Genomic DNA, 19,100 nt, shown 5'->3' with positions numbered 1-19,100 from the left:
TAAACTTATTTGGAGATAGCATTTAGCTATCTCCTTTTTTTGTTTTTAGTGTTGATTGACTAACTGTTTTTTATCTGAGTTTGCAAAGAAATATTTCAAAATAAAATTCAAAAGTACACCGTAAGCTGGTAAGAAAAACAGCATACAAATAAGTAGCTTGAAGACATAGTCAACTAATGCAATCTCTACCCAGTTTGCGGCCATAAATGGGTCGCTACTACGGAAAAATGCGATAAAGAAGAATGCGATAGTATCAATTAAATTACCAAAGAACATGGCACAAGCAGGAGCCACATACCAACGTGCATTTTGACGTAATCGATTAAAAACACTGACATCTAATATTTGACCCAACACATAAGCCATAAAGCTTGCTGCGGCAATACGTGCGACAAATAAGTTAAACTCAGATAATGCGGTAAAGCCTTGCCATTCCCCTTGGAAAAATAGCGCTGAAATTACATAGGATATTAATAGTGCGGGTAGCATAACTGCAGTGATAATCTTACGTGCAAGCGGTGCGCCATAAATACGGACGGTTAAGTCAGTTGCTAAGAAAATAAATGGAAAAGTAAATGCGCCCCAAGTGGTATGGAAACCGAAAATATTAATCGGCAATTGCACTAGGTAGTTACTAGAAGTAATAATTAAAATATGAAACAACGAAAGCCAAATTAACGCAGTGGCTTTTTGCTGCGCAGTAAAATTAAACATATTGTACCTTTTTAGTGACAATGGGGTGAGGGAACCCATGAAATTCATCCCAACAGTTGGGAACTGCGCATAATACGCCTGTTGCGCAACAAAAGCAAAACAGTTCATTCATTGAATGTTATTTTATTATATAATCAATTTATTGTTCCCTTTTGGAAGTGTTTTTTAATGTCTGATTCTTTTGATAATGCCACTAAAACCCTTGACACACTTGGGTTGCGTTGCCCTGAGCCTGTGATGTTAGTGCGTAAAACGGTTCGTAATATGGCAGATGGGGAAACGTTGTTAATTATTGCGGATGACCCAGCAACCACACGCGACATTCCGGGCTTTTGCCGTTTTATGGAGCATGATTTATTAGCCGTAGAGGTTGATGATACCCCGTATCGTTATTTGTTGCGTAAAAAGTCGAGCTAGTAGTCATTAGCTAATTTCATTTTGTACGTTAATTCTTGCCAAGAAGTAGGGATTAACGTAGGTTTAATACTTCCTGATAGCTTAGCCCTGTAAGTTGACAGATAAGTTCAATACTTGTACCAAGTTGTAAGCCTTTAAGAGCAATTTCATATTGTTTATTGTTTGCTCCGATATCAATGCCCCTATTTACACCGATATCAATGCCTCTATTTACACCGATATCAATGCCTCTATTTACACCGATATCAATGCCTTCTTGTAACCCTTGGTTTTTTAATCGTTGTGCGATGTTCATGATATCCTCTTGGTTATTTTCTAGTTGGTGTATAAGTTGATTGACCACTGTTTCAAAATGTGGTGAATCCATAGTAATAAATAAGTAATTGAAAATAGTAATTATATCATCACTATGATGATAGTTTCGATTCATCGCTTCAGCTAGTAATTGCGTAATTTTTTCTATGTTATCTCTTAGGTCTCTATGTTTCATAGCAAGTTCCATAACGGCAACTTTGCGATGGTTTACGAGCTCATTATCATCAATAACAGTAATATCGACGAGAGGAAATGGCTGACTGTATAAGTTTGACGCAATTTCAGGCCACGGAAAACAGTGTGTCCACGGCTGAGCATATGGGTAGGGGGTTATTTTCCCATGATAAAATAAAACTGGGACAACCAGTGGTAAATCGCGATGACCTTGTTGTAAGTGCTGATTCATGGCAAGGAACGCATAATGCATCATCCTCCAACCCATTAGTTTATCGGGTGTTGATTGATGTTCAACTAACATATAAATATACCCCTCACCTTGCTGTGTCTCGACAGTGTAGAGAACATCCGAAAGACGAGTACGTAGCTGATTATCAATGAAAGATGAATTTGTTATTGCTAATGTTTTGAAATCACATAATTGCTTAATATGGTTGGGTAAGTGAATATCAAAAAAATCACGTGCATTATCAATTTTGGACATAAACCCTTTAAATGCAGCATCATGCGGTGTTGAACTGTGATTTTTTACCATACTCAGAACCCACTAAACGTTATACCAAAATAGTCTATTAATAAAACGTATTTTAGCGAAAATTGAGGTTCGTGGAGAAAAAGTTAGTCCTAATTATTTAATTGAATTTGTATTTAACATATTGTAATACAGACGTTTATTGGAAGGGTTGTAAATGAAAAACGCCACTTAGCGTGGCGTTTAAATCAGTTGATTGAAACTAGATTGATTGAAGCCCTGTTAATTAAAGCTATTTTTTCACTTGGGGTAATTTAACGCGTAGTAGACGCACTGCATTTGCTGTGACGAGTGCTGTTGCACCTGAGTCAGCAAGTACAGCAACCCAAAGCCCGGTAATGCCTAATAAACTGGTCACGAGGAAGACCGCTTTTAACCCCAAGGCAATCGCGATATTTTCACGAATGATTTTTCGCGTTGCACGAGAAAGCGCGATGATTTCAGCTAGCCCCGTTAAACGGTTATGGGTTAATGCGGCATCGGCGGTTTCTAACGCAACGTCCGTACCACTTCCCATGGCTACCCCGATACTGGAGGCTTTCATTGCCGGAGCGTCGTTAATGCCATCACCGACCATCATGGTGCTGTGGTTACGATTAAGTTCCATTACTGCAGTCACTTTATCTTCAGGTAATAAGCCAGCACGGAACTCCATGCCTAGTTGCCCTGCAATAGCACTCGCAGCACGAGGGTTATCACCCGTTAACATTACCGCATTAACGTTAAGCGCTTTAAGCATGCTCATCGCATCCGACGCGTCACCACGTAGTGTATCTTGCAGCGCAGTTAAACCAATTACACTGTCATCTTCGAGTGTGACAACAACCGTTTTCCCTTCTGCTTCTAGAACATCGACCTTATTTTTCCATTCACTATTGAGTGGAGTATCAAGGCGGTTTGGTGCACTCACCAGTATACGTTTACTACCCAGTATGCCTTCGACGCCTTTTCCTGCTAACGCTTTACGGTCTTGAGCTTCAGTAATGCTCAGTGATAACGACTCTGCTTTATTCACCACTGCTTTAGCGAGTGGGTGGTGAGAGCCAACCTCAACAGACGCCGTGATTTGAACTAATTCACTTTCTGTCATGCCTTTTACAGGAACAAGGTCAGTGACATGAGGTTTACCTTCCGTTAGTGTGCCTGTTTTATCTAAAGCAATTGTTGTGATTGTACCCAGTTGCTCAAGTGCTGCACCGCCTTTAATTAATGCACCGCGTCGTGTCGCCGTTGCGAGTGCAGAGGTGATGGCTGCAGGTGTCGAAATCACTAGAGCACAAGGGCAACCGATTAGTAACAGTGTTAAACCGCGGTAAATCCATGTTTCCCATGATGCATCAAAGAAAATGGGTGGAATAACAATCACTAATGCGGAAATCAGCATGATGATTGGTGTGTATACACGGCTAAAGCGATCAATAAAACGTTCTATTGGTGCGCGACGTTCTTCAGCTTCTTCAATGAGCTGTAAAATACGGTCGATGGCATTTTGGCCTTGCTCTGATACCACCTGCATTTGAACAGATCTATCGACAGATAAGCAGCCTGCTGCCACTTTTTCGCCCGCATTGCGTTCTACAGGAACGGATTCACCTGTTAGCGCACTTTCATCAAAGCTAGCAAAACCTGAGAGTAATACGGCATCGGTCGGTAAACGCCCACCCGGAGCAATCTCAATAATGTCTCCTGGGCGTAATTGCGCAACAGGGATCGTCGATTTTTGCCCATCTTTGATTAAAACAGCATCTTCTGGAACCAATGCCATTAAGGCACTAACTCCTCGTCGGGCTCTACCAGCAGAATAAGACTCCAACATTTCGCCTAACATAAACAGTAAGATAACCATCGCGGCTTCTTCTGTTGCTTGAATGAAGATAGCGCCCACAGCGGCAACGGTCATCAAAGTTTCGATAGCAAAAGGTGAACCTGTACGCATTAAGCGGAGTGATTTACGTGCGATCGGATACAATCCAAACAGGGTTGTCAAAATAAAGGCGATGTTACCAATTTTTGGGCTGAATGATTCAATACCCCAGCTAATTGCCATCAAAATCGCTAATATAATGACAGGCTTAGCTTCACTGAGTAAGCTTTGTGGTGGCGCAATAGCCGCCGCACTGTTACCAGTCACTTCGAGCAATTCATAGCCAGCAGCTTCAACCGTGGAACGAACCGCTGCACTAATATCCGTATTGGCATCAACCACTAATTTTTCAGTAGCGAACAACACCTTAGCTTGTTTAACTTCACTAATTTGGCCGACTGCGGTTTCAATTTTATTGGCACAACTAGGGCAATCCATACCGCGAATAACCCAACTGAATCGTTGCCCTGCGGCTTGGGTTGGCTCAACGTCATTGATGATATTCGAGCTTAATCCACAACTATCACCGTGTTGGTGGCCATGGCCTGCATGGCTATGGTGCGTATCGTCTGTATCATGCTTATGGGGTGAATGGCATCCTTGATGCTGGTGAGATTCTTCATCGTCATCTGAGTGTTGCTTTGTATAGCCATGTTCGTGAGTATGTGAGTCATTACTCACTTCTTTGCTATTTTCTGTTATTACAGAAGAACAGGTCGCGCTACTTGAGCAGCAAGAACTGGTATGTACATGATTTTCTTTATGAGAGTGTGAGTGCATAAGCGCCCCTTATCTAACAATAATTCGTTTCATTATTCATTGCAGATAAGTCTACACTCTGGAGTCTACTCCAGAGTCAAACTAAAAGAGGAGCTGCCAACTGATAAAATTCTCAAATAGCACTTTTTATCAATTGGCATGGTATTTACTAACCGAAGAGTTACAAATAAATGGCCCGGACAATAAAGAATTGCCCGATGAAATAGAGCGCAGCAACAACGGCTTTTGAAGCTTTAAATGGGATACGGAATCGAGCAATTAGCCATACGCAGTTAGAAAGAAAGAGGAGTGACGCACCAATCATGATTGAAAAATTGTATTCACGACCGAGACCAAAATATTGGTCGCCAGCAACCCATGCCATAATCATACACATTATTAATGATGCAAAAACAATGGCTTGAAGATTTTCAAGTTTACCCCAAATAAACACTAAAGTAATGGCAGCGACAATCAGAGGGGCGGTCAACCAAGGTAGATAGAGCCCAAAATTGAGTTGCATTCCGAAACTAATGGTATAAATCAAGTAACTCAAGAACATCAACGCAACGGAAGCTAGTAAGTGCTCACTTGAAAGCATACGAGACAGATCTGCGACGAGCGAGACTAGCAACCCCGCAAGAATGAGGTAATTCTGCAGGTTAAGATCGTCGGAACTCCAGCCCCAAAGTAATAAAAGTAGCAGTGTGATCGGGCGAAATAACCACCGTTGCCACCCGGGTCCTCGATAGGCGGCATCGACATATAACCAACCGGAAAAGAGTACAGCGAGGAATGGCCAACTAATCATATACACATCCTTATATGTTCAATGAATGACACGACAGTGATCCGGCAACTTATACTCGTTTATTTCAAGCTATTTAGAGTATAGAAATGTGTCCAGCTTAGTTAAATAAGATAAACTATAGCGACTGACTTTTTAAGTGAAAAGCATACATTATGAATAAGCCTATATTATTGATCATTGTTTTAGCAGTCATTGCTGTCCTAGCAACTAAGCGTTTTTTTGATCAACGCAAGCAAAATGAAATCAACGATAACGCCTTGCCTGTGAGTTACTTAGTCAAAGTTGATAGCAAAAAAGACTATCCATACCCAAATATGCGCTCTCGAGAGCGGGATGTTGTTTCTCCTGAAACTTTTCGCTATGAGATTCACTTTAAGACGCTATCAAGCGGCGAAATTATTAAAACCATTGTAACGGAAGAACAGTATCAAGGCGTTGAGCTTGGCCATGAGGGTAAGCTGATTATGCAAGGTACCCGCTTTATTCGTTTTGAGCCAGCTTAGCATAACTCATTCACCTGATTGTTTTTTCTTCGCTTCTTCTAAATCAGTTTTATTTTTTTTCTGCATCGCTAGCATTTCGAATACGCCAAAAAAGAAAATGCGCAGTTGAGCTAAACCCGATATTTTCTCGCCTTTTGGTAGCGTTGCTTTTAGGAAAATAGTTTGTAATGCGTGCATGAAAACCATAAAAACCATTGCAATATCCATAAAGTATTTCAATGGTTTAGGGAATGGATGGACAAGGTTAAAGACCATAAAGCCCCAAACGCAAATCATGAGTAGGCGCCCAATATTGATAAACATGTTTTTTGTTCCTAAAGTGAAGTCCGAATAAAAAGGCGATATGCGACTTGCCCCGCTATTTTTTCGCGATGAAGCTGCCAATTTGCCGGAATGTCAGTAAGTGGTGACTCCGCTTCTGACTCAACGTATATCCAGCTTTCTTCAGCTAACCATTGGTTTTTTTCTAACAATTGAATGGTTTCATTGAGCAGCCCCTTGCGAAAAGGTGGGTCAATGAAAACCACATCAAAAGGGGTTCCAGCTTGGCTTAAAACAGCGAGGCTATTGTTCTGAATAATAGTTGCGTTATCAGCTTGTAAGCGAGCTTTGTTTTCAGTTAACAGTTGTGTGTTTTGTTTATCAAGCTCAATAAAAGTGACCGTTTCTGCAAAACGAGAAAGAGCTTCAAAGCCCAGTGAGCCACTTCCTGCGAAGCAATCTAAGCAACGCGCATCTCGAATAATTGGCATTAACCAGTTAAATAACGTTTCTTTAATTCTGTCTGTGGTTGGACGTAAGCCCTCACTATCACGAACTGGCAGCTTTCTTCCGCGCCATTTTCCACCAATAATACGAATTTGCCCTAAAGAGGGGGATTGTGGTTTTTTTGCCATAATGTTTATTGTTACTTAACGGGTTTATGTACTTAAATTTGATTGTTACTATTGTATACCTGTCAGGCGATAAGTTGCAGTGTTGTTATCTCTGATTGGTCTTTTTCAATTATAGAACTTCATTTTCACCGTTTTAACACGGAAATTCAGATTAAATTGGCAGGATTTTTCTTTCAGATATGTGTTGCTGAGCGATGAAATGGTAGACTGCATATAATTTTATTGCGATTTGATTATCGAGTGCCATATTTTTACCGCGAGGAGTGTAGTGGCAAATGGCTAAAGACAAGAAAAAAGGTTTTTTCTCATGGTTGGGGTTTGGGCGTAAAAATGAAGAAGAAACTCAGCAACAAGAAGCTCAACAGTATGATAATGATGTAGTCAAGGATGTTGAAAACAAATCACCCCATGAAACTGCGGTTGATGCCGCAACCGCCGAAGCGGAACGTCAAGCTCAAGCAGAGCAAGCTGCTATTAAAGCCGCTGAAGATGAAGCAGAGCGTCAGTATGAAGCGCAGCAAGCTGCGATTGATGCAGCAACCGAGCAAGCAGAACGTGAGCGAAAAGCTAAATTAGCGGCGCTCCAAGCAGCTCAAGATCAAGCGGAACAAGCGCATCAGGAAGCCCAAGAGAAAATACTCGCGGAAGAAAAAGCAGAGCGTGAACGCCAAGAAACTGAAGCAATACGTATTGCCGAAGCAGAAATGGAACGTCAGCGTCAAGTTGAGTTAGCAGCGATCCAGGCTGCAGAAGAAGCCGAAGAACAGCGTCGTCAAGCAGAGTTAGCTGCAATCCAAGCGGCAGAAGAACAAGCAGAACGTGAGCGTCAAGCGGCAGAAGCCGCGCGTCTAGCGGAAGAACAAGCAGAACGTGAACGCCAAGCGGCAGAAGCCGCGCGTCTAGCAGAAGAACAAGCAGAACGTGAGCGCCAAGCGGCAGAAGCCGCACGTTTAGCGGAAGAACAAGCGGAACGTGAACGCCAAGCGGCAGAAGCTGCGCGTTTAGCCGAAGAGCAAGCGGAGCGTGAGCGTCAAGCGGCAGAAGCCGCACGTTTAGCCGAAGAGCAAGCGGAGCGTGAACGTCAAGCGGCAGAAGCCGCGCGTCTAGCCGAAGAACAGGCCGCCGAAGAAGCGAGAATTGCAGAGGAAGAAGCTGAACGCTTACGTTTAGAAGAAGAAAAAAATAATTCACCAACAGAGCAAGAAAAACCTAAAAAAGAAGGTTTCTTTGCTAGGCTAAAGAAAGGGCTATTAAAAACTCGACAGAATTTAGGTTCGGGTTTCTTTGGGCTGTTTTCAGGTAAAAAAATTGATGATGACTTATTTGAAGAGCTCGAAGAACAATTATTAATAGCGGATGTCGGGGTTGATACCACGCGAAAAATCATTGATAACTTAACGGCGCATGCGAGCCGTAAAGAACTCAAGGATGCAGAAGCGTTATATGGCAAATTGCGTGAGGAAATGTCTGATATTTTAGCGAAAGTGGATAAACCACTCGTGATCGAAGACAAAAAACCCTATGTTATTCTTATGGTTGGTGTTAATGGGGTCGGAAAAACGACAACAATTGGTAAATTAGCACGTCAATATCAATCAGAAGGAAAAAGCGTCATGTTAGCTGCGGGGGATACTTTCCGTGCAGCTGCTGTTGAGCAACTTCAAGTATGGGGTGAACGCAATAAAATTCCTGTGGTAGCCCAACATACAGGCGCAGATCCTGCATCGGTTATTTTTGATGCGATTCAATCAGCGCAGGCGAAAGGGGTGGATGTTTTAATTGCAGACACCGCTGGGCGCTTACAAAATAAATCGCATCTGATGGAAGAGCTGAAAAAAATTGTCCGAGTGATGAAAAAACTCGATGAAAATGCTCCCCATGAAATTATGTTAACGCTAGATGCAAGTACTGGACAAAATGCGGTAAGTCAGGCCAAACTTTTTGATGATGCAGTCGGTTTGACGGGTATCACATTGACTAAGCTCGATGGCACAGCAAAAGGTGGCGTAATTTTCTCTATTGCCGACCAATTTGGTATTCCAATTCGTTATATTGGTATTGGTGAGGGTATTGAAGATTTACGTCCATTTAAAGCAGATGACTTTATCGAGGCTCTATTTGCCCGAGAGGAATAATTTTCGATGATTCGCTTTGAACACGTTAGTAAAGCTTATCGCGGTGGCCGCCAAGCACTCCAAGGGGTTGATTTCCATCTTCAACCTGGAGAAATGGCATTTCTAACAGGCCACTCAGGCGCAGGTAAAAGTACATTACTTAAACTGATTTGTGGTATTGAGCGCCCAAGTGCGGGCCATATTTTATTCAATGGTCATGATATCAGCCGCTTGAAAAATCGAGAGATCCCATTTCTGCGCCGGCAGATCGGGATGATTTTTCAGGATCATCACTTGTTATTTGATAGAACCGTCTATGACAATGTGGCGATGCCATTAATTATTTCTGGCGCTAGCACGGAAGATATTCGTAGGCGGGTTTCTGCGGCCTTGGATAAAGTCGGGTTATTGGACAAAGCTAAAAACTTTCCAATTCAGTTATCTGGAGGGGAGCAACAGCGTGTCGGTATTGCCCGAGCCGTGGTGAATAAGCCAACGATGTTATTAGCGGATGAACCAACAGGTAACCTTGATGGCGAATTGTCTGAAGGGATAATGCGTTTATTCGAAGAGTTCAATCGTGTGGGGGTGACTGTTTTAATGGCGACCCATGATATTGCTCTGATTGAGCGTCGTAACTACCGTGTTCTTACACTAAGTGAAGGTCGTATGCTTGGAGGTCAACATGGCTAAGAATGTCCGTAAAAGCAAGCCAGTACGCGCCAAGCAATCGAAAAGCAAAGCATTAAAAGGGGGCTGGAAAGAGCAGTGGCGCTATTCATGGCTGAATGCACTCGCTGACATGCTTAGACAGCCTTTAGCGACCTTTTTAACTATTATGGTTATTGCGATTTCACTTACGTTACCAAGCCTTTGCTATATTGTGTGGAAAAATGTGTCGCAAGCCGCGGAGCAATGGTACCCAACGCCACAACTTACTGTTTATTTAGATAAATCTCTTGATGAACAAGGTGGGCAAAATGTGGTAACACAATTGCAGGCTCTGGATGGCATTGATCATGTGAATTACCTTTCTCGTGACCAAGCCATGAGCGAGTTTCGCAGTTGGTCCGGCTTCAGTACCGCACTCGATATGCTAGAGGAAAACCCACTGCCAGCAGTCGCAATCATTACGCCTAAAATTGATTTTGAAGGTTCTGATGTATTAACAACTTTGCGTGATAGAGTCAGCCAAGTCGATGGAATTGAAGAAGTTCGCATGGATGATAGCTGGTTTGCTCGGTTAGCCGCACTTACGGGCTTGGTTGGGAAAGTCGCTTCTGTTATTGGGATTTTAATGATTGTGTCCCTGTTCCTTGTAATAGGTAATAGCGTTCGGCTTAATATTTTTGCTCGCCGCGATACGATTAATGTGATGAAATTAATCGGTGCTACCGATGGGTTTATCATGAGGCCATTTTTAAATGGTGGTCTTGTATTAGGTGCATCAGGGGCGATTATTTCCCTAATTATGACCTTCTTACTTGTTTGGCAATTAGCTGACGGTGTGGCAAAAGTGGCCAGTGTATTCGGTACACAATTTCTGATTGAAGGGCTGTTATGGGAAGAGTCTTTATTGGTCTTATTGTTATCCGCTATGGTTGGCTGGGTAGCGGCATGGTTGGCAACACTTCAACATTTACGACACTTTACACCTGAGTAATGAGTTGTTTTTCCGTCATTTTTATCAAAAGGTAATGATTTGATTGTTTTGTTATCTTTTGAATTTATTAACTATTTGTGTTAAAAGTGAACTCAGTCTGAATTGTTTTGTCTTACATTGACCTACTGCTAACAAATTTGTATATAATTTATTTAACGCGGTTAAGCTGGTAGACTAAAAGTGTTTACTTCATGCGTTAACCAAAGTGGTTATTAATACAAACTAATCTATTTCCTATTATTTTATTGAGGATCTGAATGACCAAAGACATGCAATCATTAGCTCTTGTTCCACAAGGAAGTATTGAAGCCTATGTTCGGGCTGCTAATGCTTACCCGATGCTTACCGCTGAGGAAGAAAAGGAACTTGCTGAACGGCTGCATTACCATGGTGATCTGGATGCTGCAAAGCAACTGATCTTATCGCACTTGCGCTTTGTTATTCATGTTGCTCGTAGTTATGCAGGGTATGGTTTGCCGCAAGCTGATTTAATTCAGGAAGGTAATATTGGCCTGATGAAAGCTGTGCGTCGTTTCAATCCTGAGGTTGGTGTTCGCCTTGTTTCCTTTGCGGTTCACTGGATCAAAGCTGAAATTCATGAATATGTTTTACGTAACTGGCGAATTGTCAAAGTTGCAACAACAAAATCGCAGCGTAAACTGTTCTTTAATTTAAGAAAGAATAAAAAACGTCTTGGTTGGTTTAACCAAGACGAGGTCGATATGGTTGCCCAAGAGTTAGGTGTAAGTCCTAAAGATGTACGTGAAATGGAATCACGTATGGCTGCACAAGATATGGCATTTGATATGTCAGACGACGATGACAGCAGTGATTTTGGTGGCCCAGTGGCCCCAGTCTTATACTTACAAGACAAAGCATCAGATTTTGCTGGCTCAATTGAAGATGATAATTGGGAAAGTCATGCGACTGACCGCCTAGCAGAGGCGTTAGACTCTTTAGATGAGCGCAGTCAGGATATCATCCGAGCTCGCTGGCTAGACGATGACAACAAAACCACGTTGCAAGAACTTGCTGATAAATATGGTGTTTCAGCAGAACGCGTTCGTCAGCTTGAAAAGAACGCCATGAAGAAGTTACGTTTGGCGATGGAAGAAGACGAAGACAGCGAAATGTGATTTATTACTTGCCAATTCGTTGTTCACTAAAATTATCTGCATTTATTGCCTGTTAAGAGGTGGATAAATGCAGATAATCATTTCTACTTTTACAATTTTTAATTGTTCAATTAATCACTGTATAACTCTAGCGGTAAGCCATCTGGGTCTGTGAAAAATGTAAAACGCTTTTGCGTGTAGGGGTCAACCCGTATTGCTTCACAAGCCACATCTTGTTCAGTTAAATAAGCGACCCATTTATCTAAATCATCGACACTGAAGGCTAAATGACGTAGCCCTGTGGCTTCGGGGTAACTTAGTCTCGCTGGTGGATTAACAAAACTGAATAACTCAATTTGGTAATGCTCACCAATGGCTAAGTCCGCTTTCCACGAATCATTTGCTGGACGGTAGTGTTCTTCAAGCAAATTTAATCCCAAAATACGGCAATAAAAATCCTTACTGACTTCAAAATTGGATGCAATTATTGCAACATGATGAATTCTATTTAGTTTCATGCTGTTTCTCCCAGATATCAGGCAGTGTGGTGGCATTGAAGCCATGAGCAGTCAAAAATAGCCGCATCACGTTTTTTTCTTGCGGTGCAACTCCGTTAGTGTCGAATTTCCATAGTGTAATATTCGGGATTGCTTGGCAAATTTCTGCTAATAAATATGAACCGACACCTCGTCGACGAGTGATTTCTCGAATATAAAAATCCTGCATAGTGGCTGTATTATGTTCTACGGTAATTTTTGCGGCGCCAAGAAGGCGGTCATTAAAGCGGGCAGCATAGATCTGTTGCCCAGTTGCAAGCTGTTTTGCTAGTAATGCTTGGCTCTGGTCAGGCCAGATTTTATGTAAGTCCAGAGATTGTTGCTCAGTAGGATTGACCAAAGGGATAATCGTGAGTCTCATGATATTTTGTCTGTTTCCCTGTAAGAGTTGCAGTCACTCATCCTGCCAGAGTGATCTACAACCGATTTTTTGATTTTAGAGAGAAAAATTTGGTGATACTGAATTTTCCGAATTTCACTCGGATTAATTTAAATTTAACCCGAATATAACACTAGTATTTACAAAAAAACCACTTTAACACATCAGTTTTTTATTCTGCATCTAATGTAAAAACCTGCCATATCCATTTGCTATTTAGCATAATTATCTTGTTTAATGTTATGAAATATATAGCCTTATTCGCTGTATTTTGAAATATCAGGCATTGTACCTGTCAACCATAATAATCTACTACAAATCAAACACAAACACTCAGAACCATGAAGACGGGGACGATAAAATGAAGAATATGAATAAAGCATTATTAGCGGGCTGCATTGCGATGGCATTCAGTTCTGCAGGATGGGCAAAGGAAATTAAAATAGCGGTTGTTGGCGCAATGTCAGGACCTGTAGCGCAATATGGTGATATGGAATTTACAGGCGCACGACAAGCGATTGCGGATATTAATGCTAAAGGTGGCATTAATGGAAATACATTAGTTGCTGTTGAGTATGATGATGCTTGCGACCCAAAACAAGCGGTTGCGGTCGCAAACAAGGTCATTAATGATGGTATTCGCCATGTCATTGGGCATTTATGTTCCTCTTCAACACAGCCTGCATCCGATATTTATGAAGATGAAGGTGTCATTATGATCACCCCAGCGGCCACTAATGCAGATTTAACCACCCGTGGCTACCAAATGGTTCTGCGTACAACAGGTTTAGACTCAGACCAAGGTCCAACTGCGGCGAAATATATTATGGAAGATATTAAGCCATCTCGTATTGCTGTTGTTCATGATAAACAACAGTACGGCGAAGGCCTAGCACGTTCGGTACGCGAAAGCTTAAATAAAGCGGGCGTCAAAGAGGTGATGTTTGAAGGGGTAACTGCAGGGGATAAAGATTTCTCTGCATTAGTCGCTAAACTGAAAAAAGAGAATGTCGATTTTGTTTATTTCGGCGGTTACTACCCAGAAATGGGGCAAATTTTACGCCAAGCGAAGCAAGCTGGCTTGAATATTCGCTTTATGGGGCCTGAAGGCGTCGGTAACTCTTCATTATCGAATATTGCAGGTGATGCCTCTGAGGGCATGTTGGTAACTTTACCAAAACGTTATGACCAAGTCGCAACGAACCAACCTATCGTAGATGCCATTAAAGCGAAAAAAGAAGACCCAACAGGACCATTTGTTTGGACTACTTATGCTGCGATCCAAGGTTTAACGACGGCAATGGAGCGTACTGGCAGCATCGAGCCTGAAGATTTGGTGAAAGACCTGAAAGCAAATCCAGTCGAAACGGTTATGGGGACATTAAGCTGGCAGCCAAACGGTGACCTGAAAGGGTTTGAGTTCGGTGTATTTGAGTGGCACAAAGATGGGACTTCCACCTCTGTAAAATAGTACTCAGCAGTGTTCCAGCATAGTGAATAAGAACCGGAAGTGAGTTAATTGCTTCCGGCTTCTGCTCTCTATATAGGACAGGTAGTTAGAAAGGATAGTCTTATGTCAGATCAAATTCTCTATTTTATTCAGCAGCTTCTGAATGGTTTAACCCTTGGCAGTACCTATGCACTGATAGCCATCGGATATACGATGGTATATGGCATCATTGGGATGATTAACTTTGCCCATGGCGAAGTGTACATGATAGGCAGCTATGTCTCTTTTATTGTGATCGCAGGCTTGATGATGCTCGGGATCGATATCGGCTGGATCCTTGTTGCAGCGGCCTTTATTGCCGCGATTGTGGTCTCTAGCACCTATGGTTGGAGTATTGAACGGGTTGCTTATCGTCCAGTTCGCCATTCTAAACGTTTGATTGCACTGATCTCTGCGATCGGGATGTCTATTTTCCTACAAAACTATGTCAGCCTGTCACAAGGTTCGCGTGATTTAGCCCTACCCAGCTTGATCACCGGGCAATGGGTTCTGGGTGAAAGCGATGGTTTTGAAGCCACGGTGACTAAGATGCAATTGACCATCTGGGTGGTTACCGTGCTTGCGATGTTAGCTTTGACGCTATTTATTCGCTATTCAAAAATGGGAAGAGCCTGTCGAGCATGCGCAGAAGATCTTAAAATGGCCAGCTTATTGGGCATTAATACTGACCGCGTTATTTCATTGACCTTTGTGATTGGTGCAGCCATGGCTGCTGTCGCGGGGGTGCTATTAGGGCAATTTTATGGCGTGATTAACCCATACATTGGTTTTATGGCAGGAATGAAAGCATTTACCGCGGCGGTATTAGGGGGGATTGGAAGTATTCCCGGTGCGATGCTAGGTGGGTTGATCTTAGGCGTTGCGGAAGCAATGACTTCTGCATATTTAAGCACGGAATATAAAGATGTAGTGTCATTTGGTTTATTGATTGGTGTGTTATTGATCATGCCAACCGGCATTCTGGGACGCCCGGAGGTCGAAAAAGTATGAGAAAAGAAAATTGGATTAATGCCATTGTAGCTTCAGTGACTTTTTTTGTATTGGCATTGTTTATGATGGGGCTGCAGCTCGCGCTGGATGGCACGAAGCTGGTTGTGACCGTTGGAGACTCAGTGCGTTGGAACTGGATCATTGCAGGTATTGTTGTGATCTTTGTGTACCAATTGGTTCGTCCAACCTTAAGAAAAGTGTGGCAAGGCGTTCCTAAGAAAGCGTGGGCTATTCCTGATTTTGATGGTTCGACAACGAAGCAAAAAATCCTTGCGGTTATAATTATTATTGCTGCAATTATTTGGCCGTTTATTGTTTCTCGTGGAAGTGTGGATATCGCGACCTTAACGCTAATTTACGTGATGTTAGGGCTAGGCTTAAACGTGGTGGTTGGGTTATCTGGCTTACTGGTTTTAGGCTACGCAGGCTTCTATGCGATAGGGGCTTATACCTTTGGTTTATTAAATCATTACTATGGTTTTGGGTTCTGGGAAAGTTTACCGATTGCAGGATTAACCGCTGCATTAGCGGGCTTTTTATTGGGGTTCCCTGTTCTAAGGCTACGTGGGGACTATCTCGCAATAGTGACACTTGGGTTTGGGGAAATTGTTCGTATTTTATTACTGAATAATACCGAAATCACTGGCGGGCCAAATGGGATCAGCCAATTACCAAAACCGACTTTTTTTGGTTTGGAATTTAGCCGTACAGCAAAAGATGGTTGGGATACCTTCCATAACTTTTTCGGCTTAGATTACAGTCCTGGCGACCGAATTATTTTCCTGTATTTTGTCGCTTTGCTATTAGTAGTTTTAACTTTGTTTGTGATAAATCGATTACTGCGTATGCCATTAGGCCGTGCGTGGGAAGCACTACGTGAAGATGAAATTGCTTGTCGTTCATTAGGGCTAAGCCCAACTCGAATAAAATTAACGGCATTTACTATCAGCGCAGCCTTTGCTGGGTTTGCAGGTACATTATTTGCTGCACGGCAAGGGTTTATTAGCCCAGAGTCTTTTACTTTTGTGGAATCGGCATTTGTGTTAGCCATCGTCGTTTTAGGAGGAATGGGCTCACAAACTTCCGTTATTTTAGCTGCGATTATCTTAGTCGTATCAAGGGAAATGATGCGTGACCTTAACCAATACAGCATGCTGCTATTAGGGGCATTAATGGTATTGATGATGATCTGGCGGCCCCAAGGCTTATTACCAATGAAACGTCGTCAAATGCAGGTGAAAAAAGTCCCTGAAGGGGAGGGCGTATGAGCCATAACACAACGCCTTTGCTCCAGGTGAATGGTTTAACGATGCGTTTTGGTGGGTTACTTGCTGTCAATAATGTTGAGTTAACCATTAACCAAGGGGAAATTGTCTCACTGATTGGCCCGAATGGGGCGGGGAAAACCACCATTTTTAACTGTTTAACGGGTTTTTATAAACCGACCAGCGGCACTATTTTATATCGTGAAAAGCACCTTGAAGGGCTGACTGGGCAGGCGATTGCTCGTCTTGGAGTGATAAGAACGTTCCAACATGTGCGGTTATTCAAAGAAATGACGGTGATTGAAAATCTCCTTGTTGCACAGCATCAACATTTAAAAAGTGGCATTTTTTCTGGGTTATTGAAAACGCCTGCATTTCGTCGTGCAGAATCAGAAGCGCTTGATAATGCAGTAAAATGGTTAGAGCGCATAGATTTACTACCATTTGCAAACCGACAAGCTGGAAATTTAGCTTATGGGCAGCAGCGCCGGTTAGAAATTGCTCGCTGTATGGTAACTCGCCCTGAAATTTTAATGCTAGATGAACCTGCTGCGGGGCTTAACCCTAAAGAAACCAATGATTTGGATGATTTAATTGCCGAACTACGTGCTCATCATAATGTTTCCATTTTATTAATTGAACATGATATGAAATTAGTCATGGGAATTTCAGATCGCATTTATGTGGTGAATCAAGGAACGCCATTGGCCAATGGGACGCCAAGTGAAATTCGTCAACATCCTGATGTGATAAAAGCCTATTTGGGGGAAGCTTACTGATGCTTGAATTTAAAAAAGTGTCTACCCATTATGGAAAAATACAAGCGTTACATGAAATTAGCTTGAATATCCAAAAAGGTGAGATTGTGACCTTAATCGGAGCAAATGGTGCAGGGAAAACAACGTTGCTCAGTACCCTTTGTGGAGACCCGCGTGCATCGGAAGGTCAAGTCATCTACCGAGGGGTGGATATCACTCAATTGCCCACTTCGAAAATTATGCGTGAAGACATTGCAATAGTGCCAGAAGGGCGGCGTGTCTTTTCTCGTATGACCGTGGAAGAGAACCTCGCAATGGGGGGCTTTTTTGCAAATCGCCAACAGTACCAAGAACGTATTGAGCGGGTTTATAAGCTGTTTCCAAGGCTTTATGAACGCCGAAGCCAACGTTCAGGAACGATGTCAGGTGGAGAGCAACAAATGCTAGCGATAGGCCGTGCTTTAATGAGCCAGCCAGAGCTGCTGTTGCTTGATGAGCCGTCCCTAGGCCTTGCCCCCATTATCATTATGCAAATTTTCGATACGATCCAACAGCTACGCGAGGAAGGCATGACAATTTTTCTTGTCGAACAAAACGCCAACCAAGCGCTGAAACTCGCAGACCGTGGTTATGTGTTGGAAAATGGGCATATTGTGTTGGAAGATAGTGGAAAGGCGCTTTTAGCCAATGAAGCAGTAAGAAGCGCGTATCTCGGCGGCTAAAATTTTCGTCATCCTTCGTGCTGTGGCGTTGTTGGCTTCATTCGGCTACTCGGGTCACATACTTGTGTATGCTCCCCGAGATATCCTCATTTTGCCGCCTAGCCACAACGCGAATGATTTAGAAAATTACATTTTCGTCATGGTTATATTATGTGCTGTGGTGTTGTTGGCTTCATTCAGCTACTCGGGTCACATACTTGTGTATGCTGCCCGAGATATCCTCATTTTGCCGCCTAGCCACAACGCGAATGATTTAGAAAATTAAATTTTCGTCATGGTTATATTATGTGCTGTGGCGTTGTTGGCTTCATTCAGCTACTCGGGTCACATACTTGTGTATGCTGCCCGAGATATCCTCATTTTGCCGCCTAGCCACAACGCGAATGATTTAGAAAATTAAATTTTCGTCATGGTTATATTATGTGCTGTGGCGTTGTTGGCTTCATTCGGCTACTCGGGTCACATACTTGTGTATGCTCCCCGAGATATCCTCATTTTGCCGCCTAGCCACAACGCGAATGATTTAGAAAATTACATTTTCGTCATGGTTATATTATGTGCTGTGGCGTTGTTGGCTTCATTCAGCTACTCGGGTCACATACTTGTGTATGCTGCCCGAGATATCCTCATTTTGCCGCCTAGCCACAACGCGAATGATTTAGAAAATTAAATTTTCGTCATGGTTATATTATGTGCTGTGGCGTTGTTGGCTTCATTCAGCTACTCGGGTCACATACTTGTGTATGCTCCCCGAGCTATCCTCATTTTGCCGCCTAGCCACAACGCGAATGATTTAGAAAATTAAATTTTCGTCATGGTTATAATCCACTTGGGTTATCTGTTGATGCAGGTAGCCCATTTTTGTTTCTGGCGTATACCATTTTGAGCGGTACGGCATGGGTCTTCTCGCTATACATCGTTGCTACGTTCTGTGAGGCGACTCGCAATTTCGCTATTTGCTTGTTTCTATGTAAAAAATTAAATGTATATACAACTTTTTCTCTATAAACAGAGATCTACTTGTTGTTGTATAACTCCC

At 42.5% G+C, this 19,100-nt stretch carries 19 protein-coding genes; 11 read left to right on the top strand and 8 right to left on the bottom strand.

Annotated features, from left to right (window positions below; genetic code table 11):
* Window positions 1-45: 45 nt before the first annotated feature.
* Entirely contained in the window at window positions 46-714 is a 669-nt protein-coding gene (locus M1E86_RS16620) for a 7-cyano-7-deazaguanine/7-aminomethyl-7-deazaguanine transporter (RefSeq protein WP_125890489.1), read from the bottom strand.
* A 168-nt stretch (window positions 715-882) separates the two neighbouring features.
* Between M1E86_RS16620 and tusA the strand changes: the two genes are divergently transcribed.
* Complete coding sequence (gene tusA / locus M1E86_RS16615) at window positions 883-1,131, top strand: sulfurtransferase TusA (RefSeq protein WP_125890488.1); 249 nt, start codon at window positions 883-885, stop codon at window positions 1,129-1,131.
* Between the two features lie 52 nt (window positions 1,132-1,183).
* Here tusA and M1E86_RS16610 read toward each other — a convergent pair whose 3' ends face one another.
* From M1E86_RS16610 to M1E86_RS16600, 3 genes are all read right to left on the bottom strand, one after another.
* Entirely contained in the window at window positions 1,184-2,158 is a 975-nt protein-coding gene (locus tag M1E86_RS16610; protein ID WP_213914270.1) for an Rpn family recombination-promoting nuclease/putative transposase, read from the bottom strand.
* 229 nt (window positions 2,159-2,387) lie between these two features.
* Entirely contained in the window at window positions 2,388-4,799 is a 2,412-nt protein-coding gene (locus M1E86_RS16605) for a zinc/cadmium/mercury/lead-transporting ATPase (RefSeq protein WP_213914271.1), read from the bottom strand.
* Between the two features lie 160 nt (window positions 4,800-4,959).
* On the bottom strand, window positions 4,960-5,589 hold the full coding sequence (locus M1E86_RS16600; RefSeq protein ID WP_213914272.1) for a lysoplasmalogenase: 630 nt from the start codon (window positions 5,587-5,589) through the stop codon (window positions 4,960-4,962).
* 152 nt (window positions 5,590-5,741) lie between these two features.
* On the opposite strand from M1E86_RS16600, the gene M1E86_RS16595 reads away from it, so the two are divergent.
* Window positions 5,742-6,092, top strand: coding sequence for a DUF2500 domain-containing protein (locus M1E86_RS16595; protein ID WP_125890484.1), 351 nt, complete (start codon window positions 5,742-5,744; stop codon window positions 6,090-6,092).
* A 6-nt stretch (window positions 6,093-6,098) separates the two neighbouring features.
* On the opposite strand, the gene M1E86_RS16590 is transcribed toward M1E86_RS16595, so the two are convergent.
* Both M1E86_RS16590 and rsmD read right to left on the bottom strand, forming a co-directional pair.
* Window positions 6,099-6,395, bottom strand: a complete 297-nt coding sequence (locus M1E86_RS16590) for a DUF1145 family protein (RefSeq protein WP_213914273.1) — start codon at window positions 6,393-6,395, stop codon at window positions 6,099-6,101.
* A gap of 11 nt (window positions 6,396-6,406) precedes the next feature.
* Window positions 6,407-6,988, bottom strand: a complete 582-nt coding sequence (rsmD, locus tag M1E86_RS16585; RefSeq protein ID WP_213914274.1) for a 16S rRNA (guanine(966)-N(2))-methyltransferase — start codon at window positions 6,986-6,988, stop codon at window positions 6,407-6,409.
* 275 nt (window positions 6,989-7,263) lie between these two features.
* On the opposite strand from rsmD, the gene ftsY reads away from it, so the two are divergent.
* From ftsY to rpoH, 4 genes are all read left to right on the top strand, one after another.
* Window positions 7,264-9,123 (top strand): signal recognition particle-docking protein FtsY, encoded by a 1,860-nt coding sequence (ftsY, locus tag M1E86_RS16580; RefSeq protein ID WP_213914275.1) that lies wholly within the window; start codon window positions 7,264-7,266, stop codon window positions 9,121-9,123.
* Between the two features lie 6 nt (window positions 9,124-9,129).
* The gene (gene ftsE / locus M1E86_RS16575) at window positions 9,130-9,795 is read left to right on the top strand and encodes a cell division ATP-binding protein FtsE (protein ID WP_004258545.1); all 666 of its coding nucleotides are present in this window, start codon (window positions 9,130-9,132) and stop codon (window positions 9,793-9,795) included.
* Entirely contained in the window at window positions 9,788-10,765 is a 978-nt protein-coding gene (gene ftsX / locus M1E86_RS16570) for a permease-like cell division protein FtsX (protein WP_125890480.1), read from the top strand. The genes ftsE and ftsX overlap by 8 nt, the downstream gene beginning before the upstream one ends.
* Before the next feature lie 257 nt (window positions 10,766-11,022).
* Window positions 11,023-11,901: an RNA polymerase sigma factor RpoH gene (gene rpoH, locus M1E86_RS16565; RefSeq protein WP_125890479.1), complete on the top strand. Its 879-nt coding sequence runs from the start codon at window positions 11,023-11,025 to the stop codon at window positions 11,899-11,901.
* Between the two features lie 110 nt (window positions 11,902-12,011).
* On the opposite strand, the gene M1E86_RS16560 is transcribed toward rpoH, so the two are convergent.
* A complete protein-coding gene (locus M1E86_RS16560) occupies window positions 12,012-12,398 on the bottom strand; it encodes a VOC family protein (protein WP_426099159.1) in 387 nt (128 codons plus the stop codon).
* The gene (gene panM / locus M1E86_RS16555; RefSeq protein ID WP_125890477.1) at window positions 12,385-12,798 is read right to left on the bottom strand and encodes an aspartate 1-decarboxylase autocleavage activator PanM; all 414 of its coding nucleotides are present in this window, start codon (window positions 12,796-12,798) and stop codon (window positions 12,385-12,387) included. Before panM ends, M1E86_RS16560 begins: the two co-directional genes overlap by 14 nt.
* Before the next feature lie 379 nt (window positions 12,799-13,177).
* Between panM and M1E86_RS16550 the strand changes: the two genes are divergently transcribed.
* The 5 genes from M1E86_RS16550 (at window position 13,178) to livF (ending at window position 18,061) form a co-directional block, all read left to right on the top strand.
* Complete coding sequence (locus tag M1E86_RS16550) at window positions 13,178-14,287, top strand: branched-chain amino acid ABC transporter substrate-binding protein (protein ID WP_125890476.1); 1,110 nt, start codon at window positions 13,178-13,180, stop codon at window positions 14,285-14,287.
* Window positions 14,288-14,389: 102 nt separating this feature from the next.
* A complete protein-coding gene (gene livH / locus M1E86_RS16545; RefSeq protein ID WP_125890475.1) occupies window positions 14,390-15,316 on the top strand; it encodes a high-affinity branched-chain amino acid ABC transporter permease LivH in 927 nt (308 codons plus the stop codon).
* On the top strand, window positions 15,313-16,584 hold the full coding sequence (locus M1E86_RS16540) for a high-affinity branched-chain amino acid ABC transporter permease LivM (protein WP_102137978.1): 1,272 nt from the start codon (window positions 15,313-15,315) through the stop codon (window positions 16,582-16,584). The genes livH and M1E86_RS16540 overlap by 4 nt, the downstream gene beginning before the upstream one ends.
* Entirely contained in the window at window positions 16,581-17,360 is a 780-nt protein-coding gene (gene livG / locus M1E86_RS16535) for a high-affinity branched-chain amino acid ABC transporter ATP-binding protein LivG (protein WP_213914276.1), read from the top strand. Before M1E86_RS16540 ends, livG begins: the two co-directional genes overlap by 4 nt.
* Window positions 17,360-18,061 (top strand): high-affinity branched-chain amino acid ABC transporter ATP-binding protein LivF, encoded by a 702-nt coding sequence (gene livF / locus M1E86_RS16530; protein ID WP_102137976.1) that lies wholly within the window; start codon window positions 17,360-17,362, stop codon window positions 18,059-18,061. Before livG ends, livF begins: the two co-directional genes overlap by 1 nt.
* Window positions 18,062-19,100 lie beyond the last annotated feature (1,039 nt).

Origin of the sequence: Providencia sp. PROV200 (assembly GCF_049901995.1) — a bacterium.
GTDB classification, from domain to species: domain Bacteria; phylum Pseudomonadota; class Gammaproteobacteria; order Enterobacterales; family Enterobacteriaceae; genus Providencia; species Providencia rettgeri_E.
Note: the sequence above shows the minus strand (reverse complement) of the source record. Positions and strands in the feature narration are given on the sequence as shown.

What these genes read in the sequence shown, in the direction of transcription:
- M1E86_RS16550 (WP_125890476.1), top strand. Translation starts at nt 13,178, where the DNA reads ATGAAGAATATGAATAAAGCATTATTAGCGGGCTGCATTGCGATGGCA.
- M1E86_RS16620 (WP_125890489.1), bottom strand. Translation starts at nt 714, where the DNA reads ATGTTTAATTTTACTGCGCAGCAAAAAGCCACTGCGTTAATTTGGCTT.
- ftsX (WP_125890480.1), top strand. Translation starts at nt 9,788, where the DNA reads ATGGCTAAGAATGTCCGTAAAAGCAAGCCAGTACGCGCCAAGCAATCG.
- livG (WP_213914276.1), top strand. Translation starts at nt 16,581, where the DNA reads ATGAGCCATAACACAACGCCTTTGCTCCAGGTGAATGGTTTAACGATG.
- M1E86_RS16605 (WP_213914271.1), bottom strand. Translation starts at nt 4,799, where the DNA reads ATGCACTCACACTCTCATAAAGAAAATCATGTACATACCAGTTCTTGC.
- livH (WP_125890475.1), top strand. Translation starts at nt 14,390, where the DNA reads ATGTCAGATCAAATTCTCTATTTTATTCAGCAGCTTCTGAATGGTTTA.
- rpoH (WP_125890479.1), top strand. Translation starts at nt 11,023, where the DNA reads ATGACCAAAGACATGCAATCATTAGCTCTTGTTCCACAAGGAAGTATT.
- rsmD (WP_213914274.1), bottom strand. Translation starts at nt 6,988, where the DNA reads ATGGCAAAAAAACCACAATCCCCCTCTTTAGGGCAAATTCGTATTATT.
- M1E86_RS16590 (WP_213914273.1), bottom strand. Translation starts at nt 6,395, where the DNA reads ATGTTTATCAATATTGGGCGCCTACTCATGATTTGCGTTTGGGGCTTT.
- M1E86_RS16540 (WP_102137978.1), top strand. Translation starts at nt 15,313, where the DNA reads ATGAGAAAAGAAAATTGGATTAATGCCATTGTAGCTTCAGTGACTTTT.
- ftsE (WP_004258545.1), top strand. Translation starts at nt 9,130, where the DNA reads ATGATTCGCTTTGAACACGTTAGTAAAGCTTATCGCGGTGGCCGCCAA.
- livF (WP_102137976.1), top strand. Translation starts at nt 17,360, where the DNA reads ATGCTTGAATTTAAAAAAGTGTCTACCCATTATGGAAAAATACAAGCG.
- M1E86_RS16560 (WP_426099159.1), bottom strand. Translation starts at nt 12,398, where the DNA reads ATGAAACTAAATAGAATTCATCATGTTGCAATAATTGCATCCAATTTT.
- panM (WP_125890477.1), bottom strand. Translation starts at nt 12,798, where the DNA reads ATGAGACTCACGATTATCCCTTTGGTCAATCCTACTGAGCAACAATCT.
- tusA (WP_125890488.1), top strand. Translation starts at nt 883, where the DNA reads ATGTCTGATTCTTTTGATAATGCCACTAAAACCCTTGACACACTTGGG.
- ftsY (WP_213914275.1), top strand. Translation starts at nt 7,264, where the DNA reads ATGGCTAAAGACAAGAAAAAAGGTTTTTTCTCATGGTTGGGGTTTGGG.
- M1E86_RS16600 (WP_213914272.1), bottom strand. Translation starts at nt 5,589, where the DNA reads ATGATTAGTTGGCCATTCCTCGCTGTACTCTTTTCCGGTTGGTTATAT.
- M1E86_RS16595 (WP_125890484.1), top strand. Translation starts at nt 5,742, where the DNA reads ATGAATAAGCCTATATTATTGATCATTGTTTTAGCAGTCATTGCTGTC.
- M1E86_RS16610 (WP_213914270.1), bottom strand. Translation starts at nt 2,158, where the DNA reads ATGGTAAAAAATCACAGTTCAACACCGCATGATGCTGCATTTAAAGGG.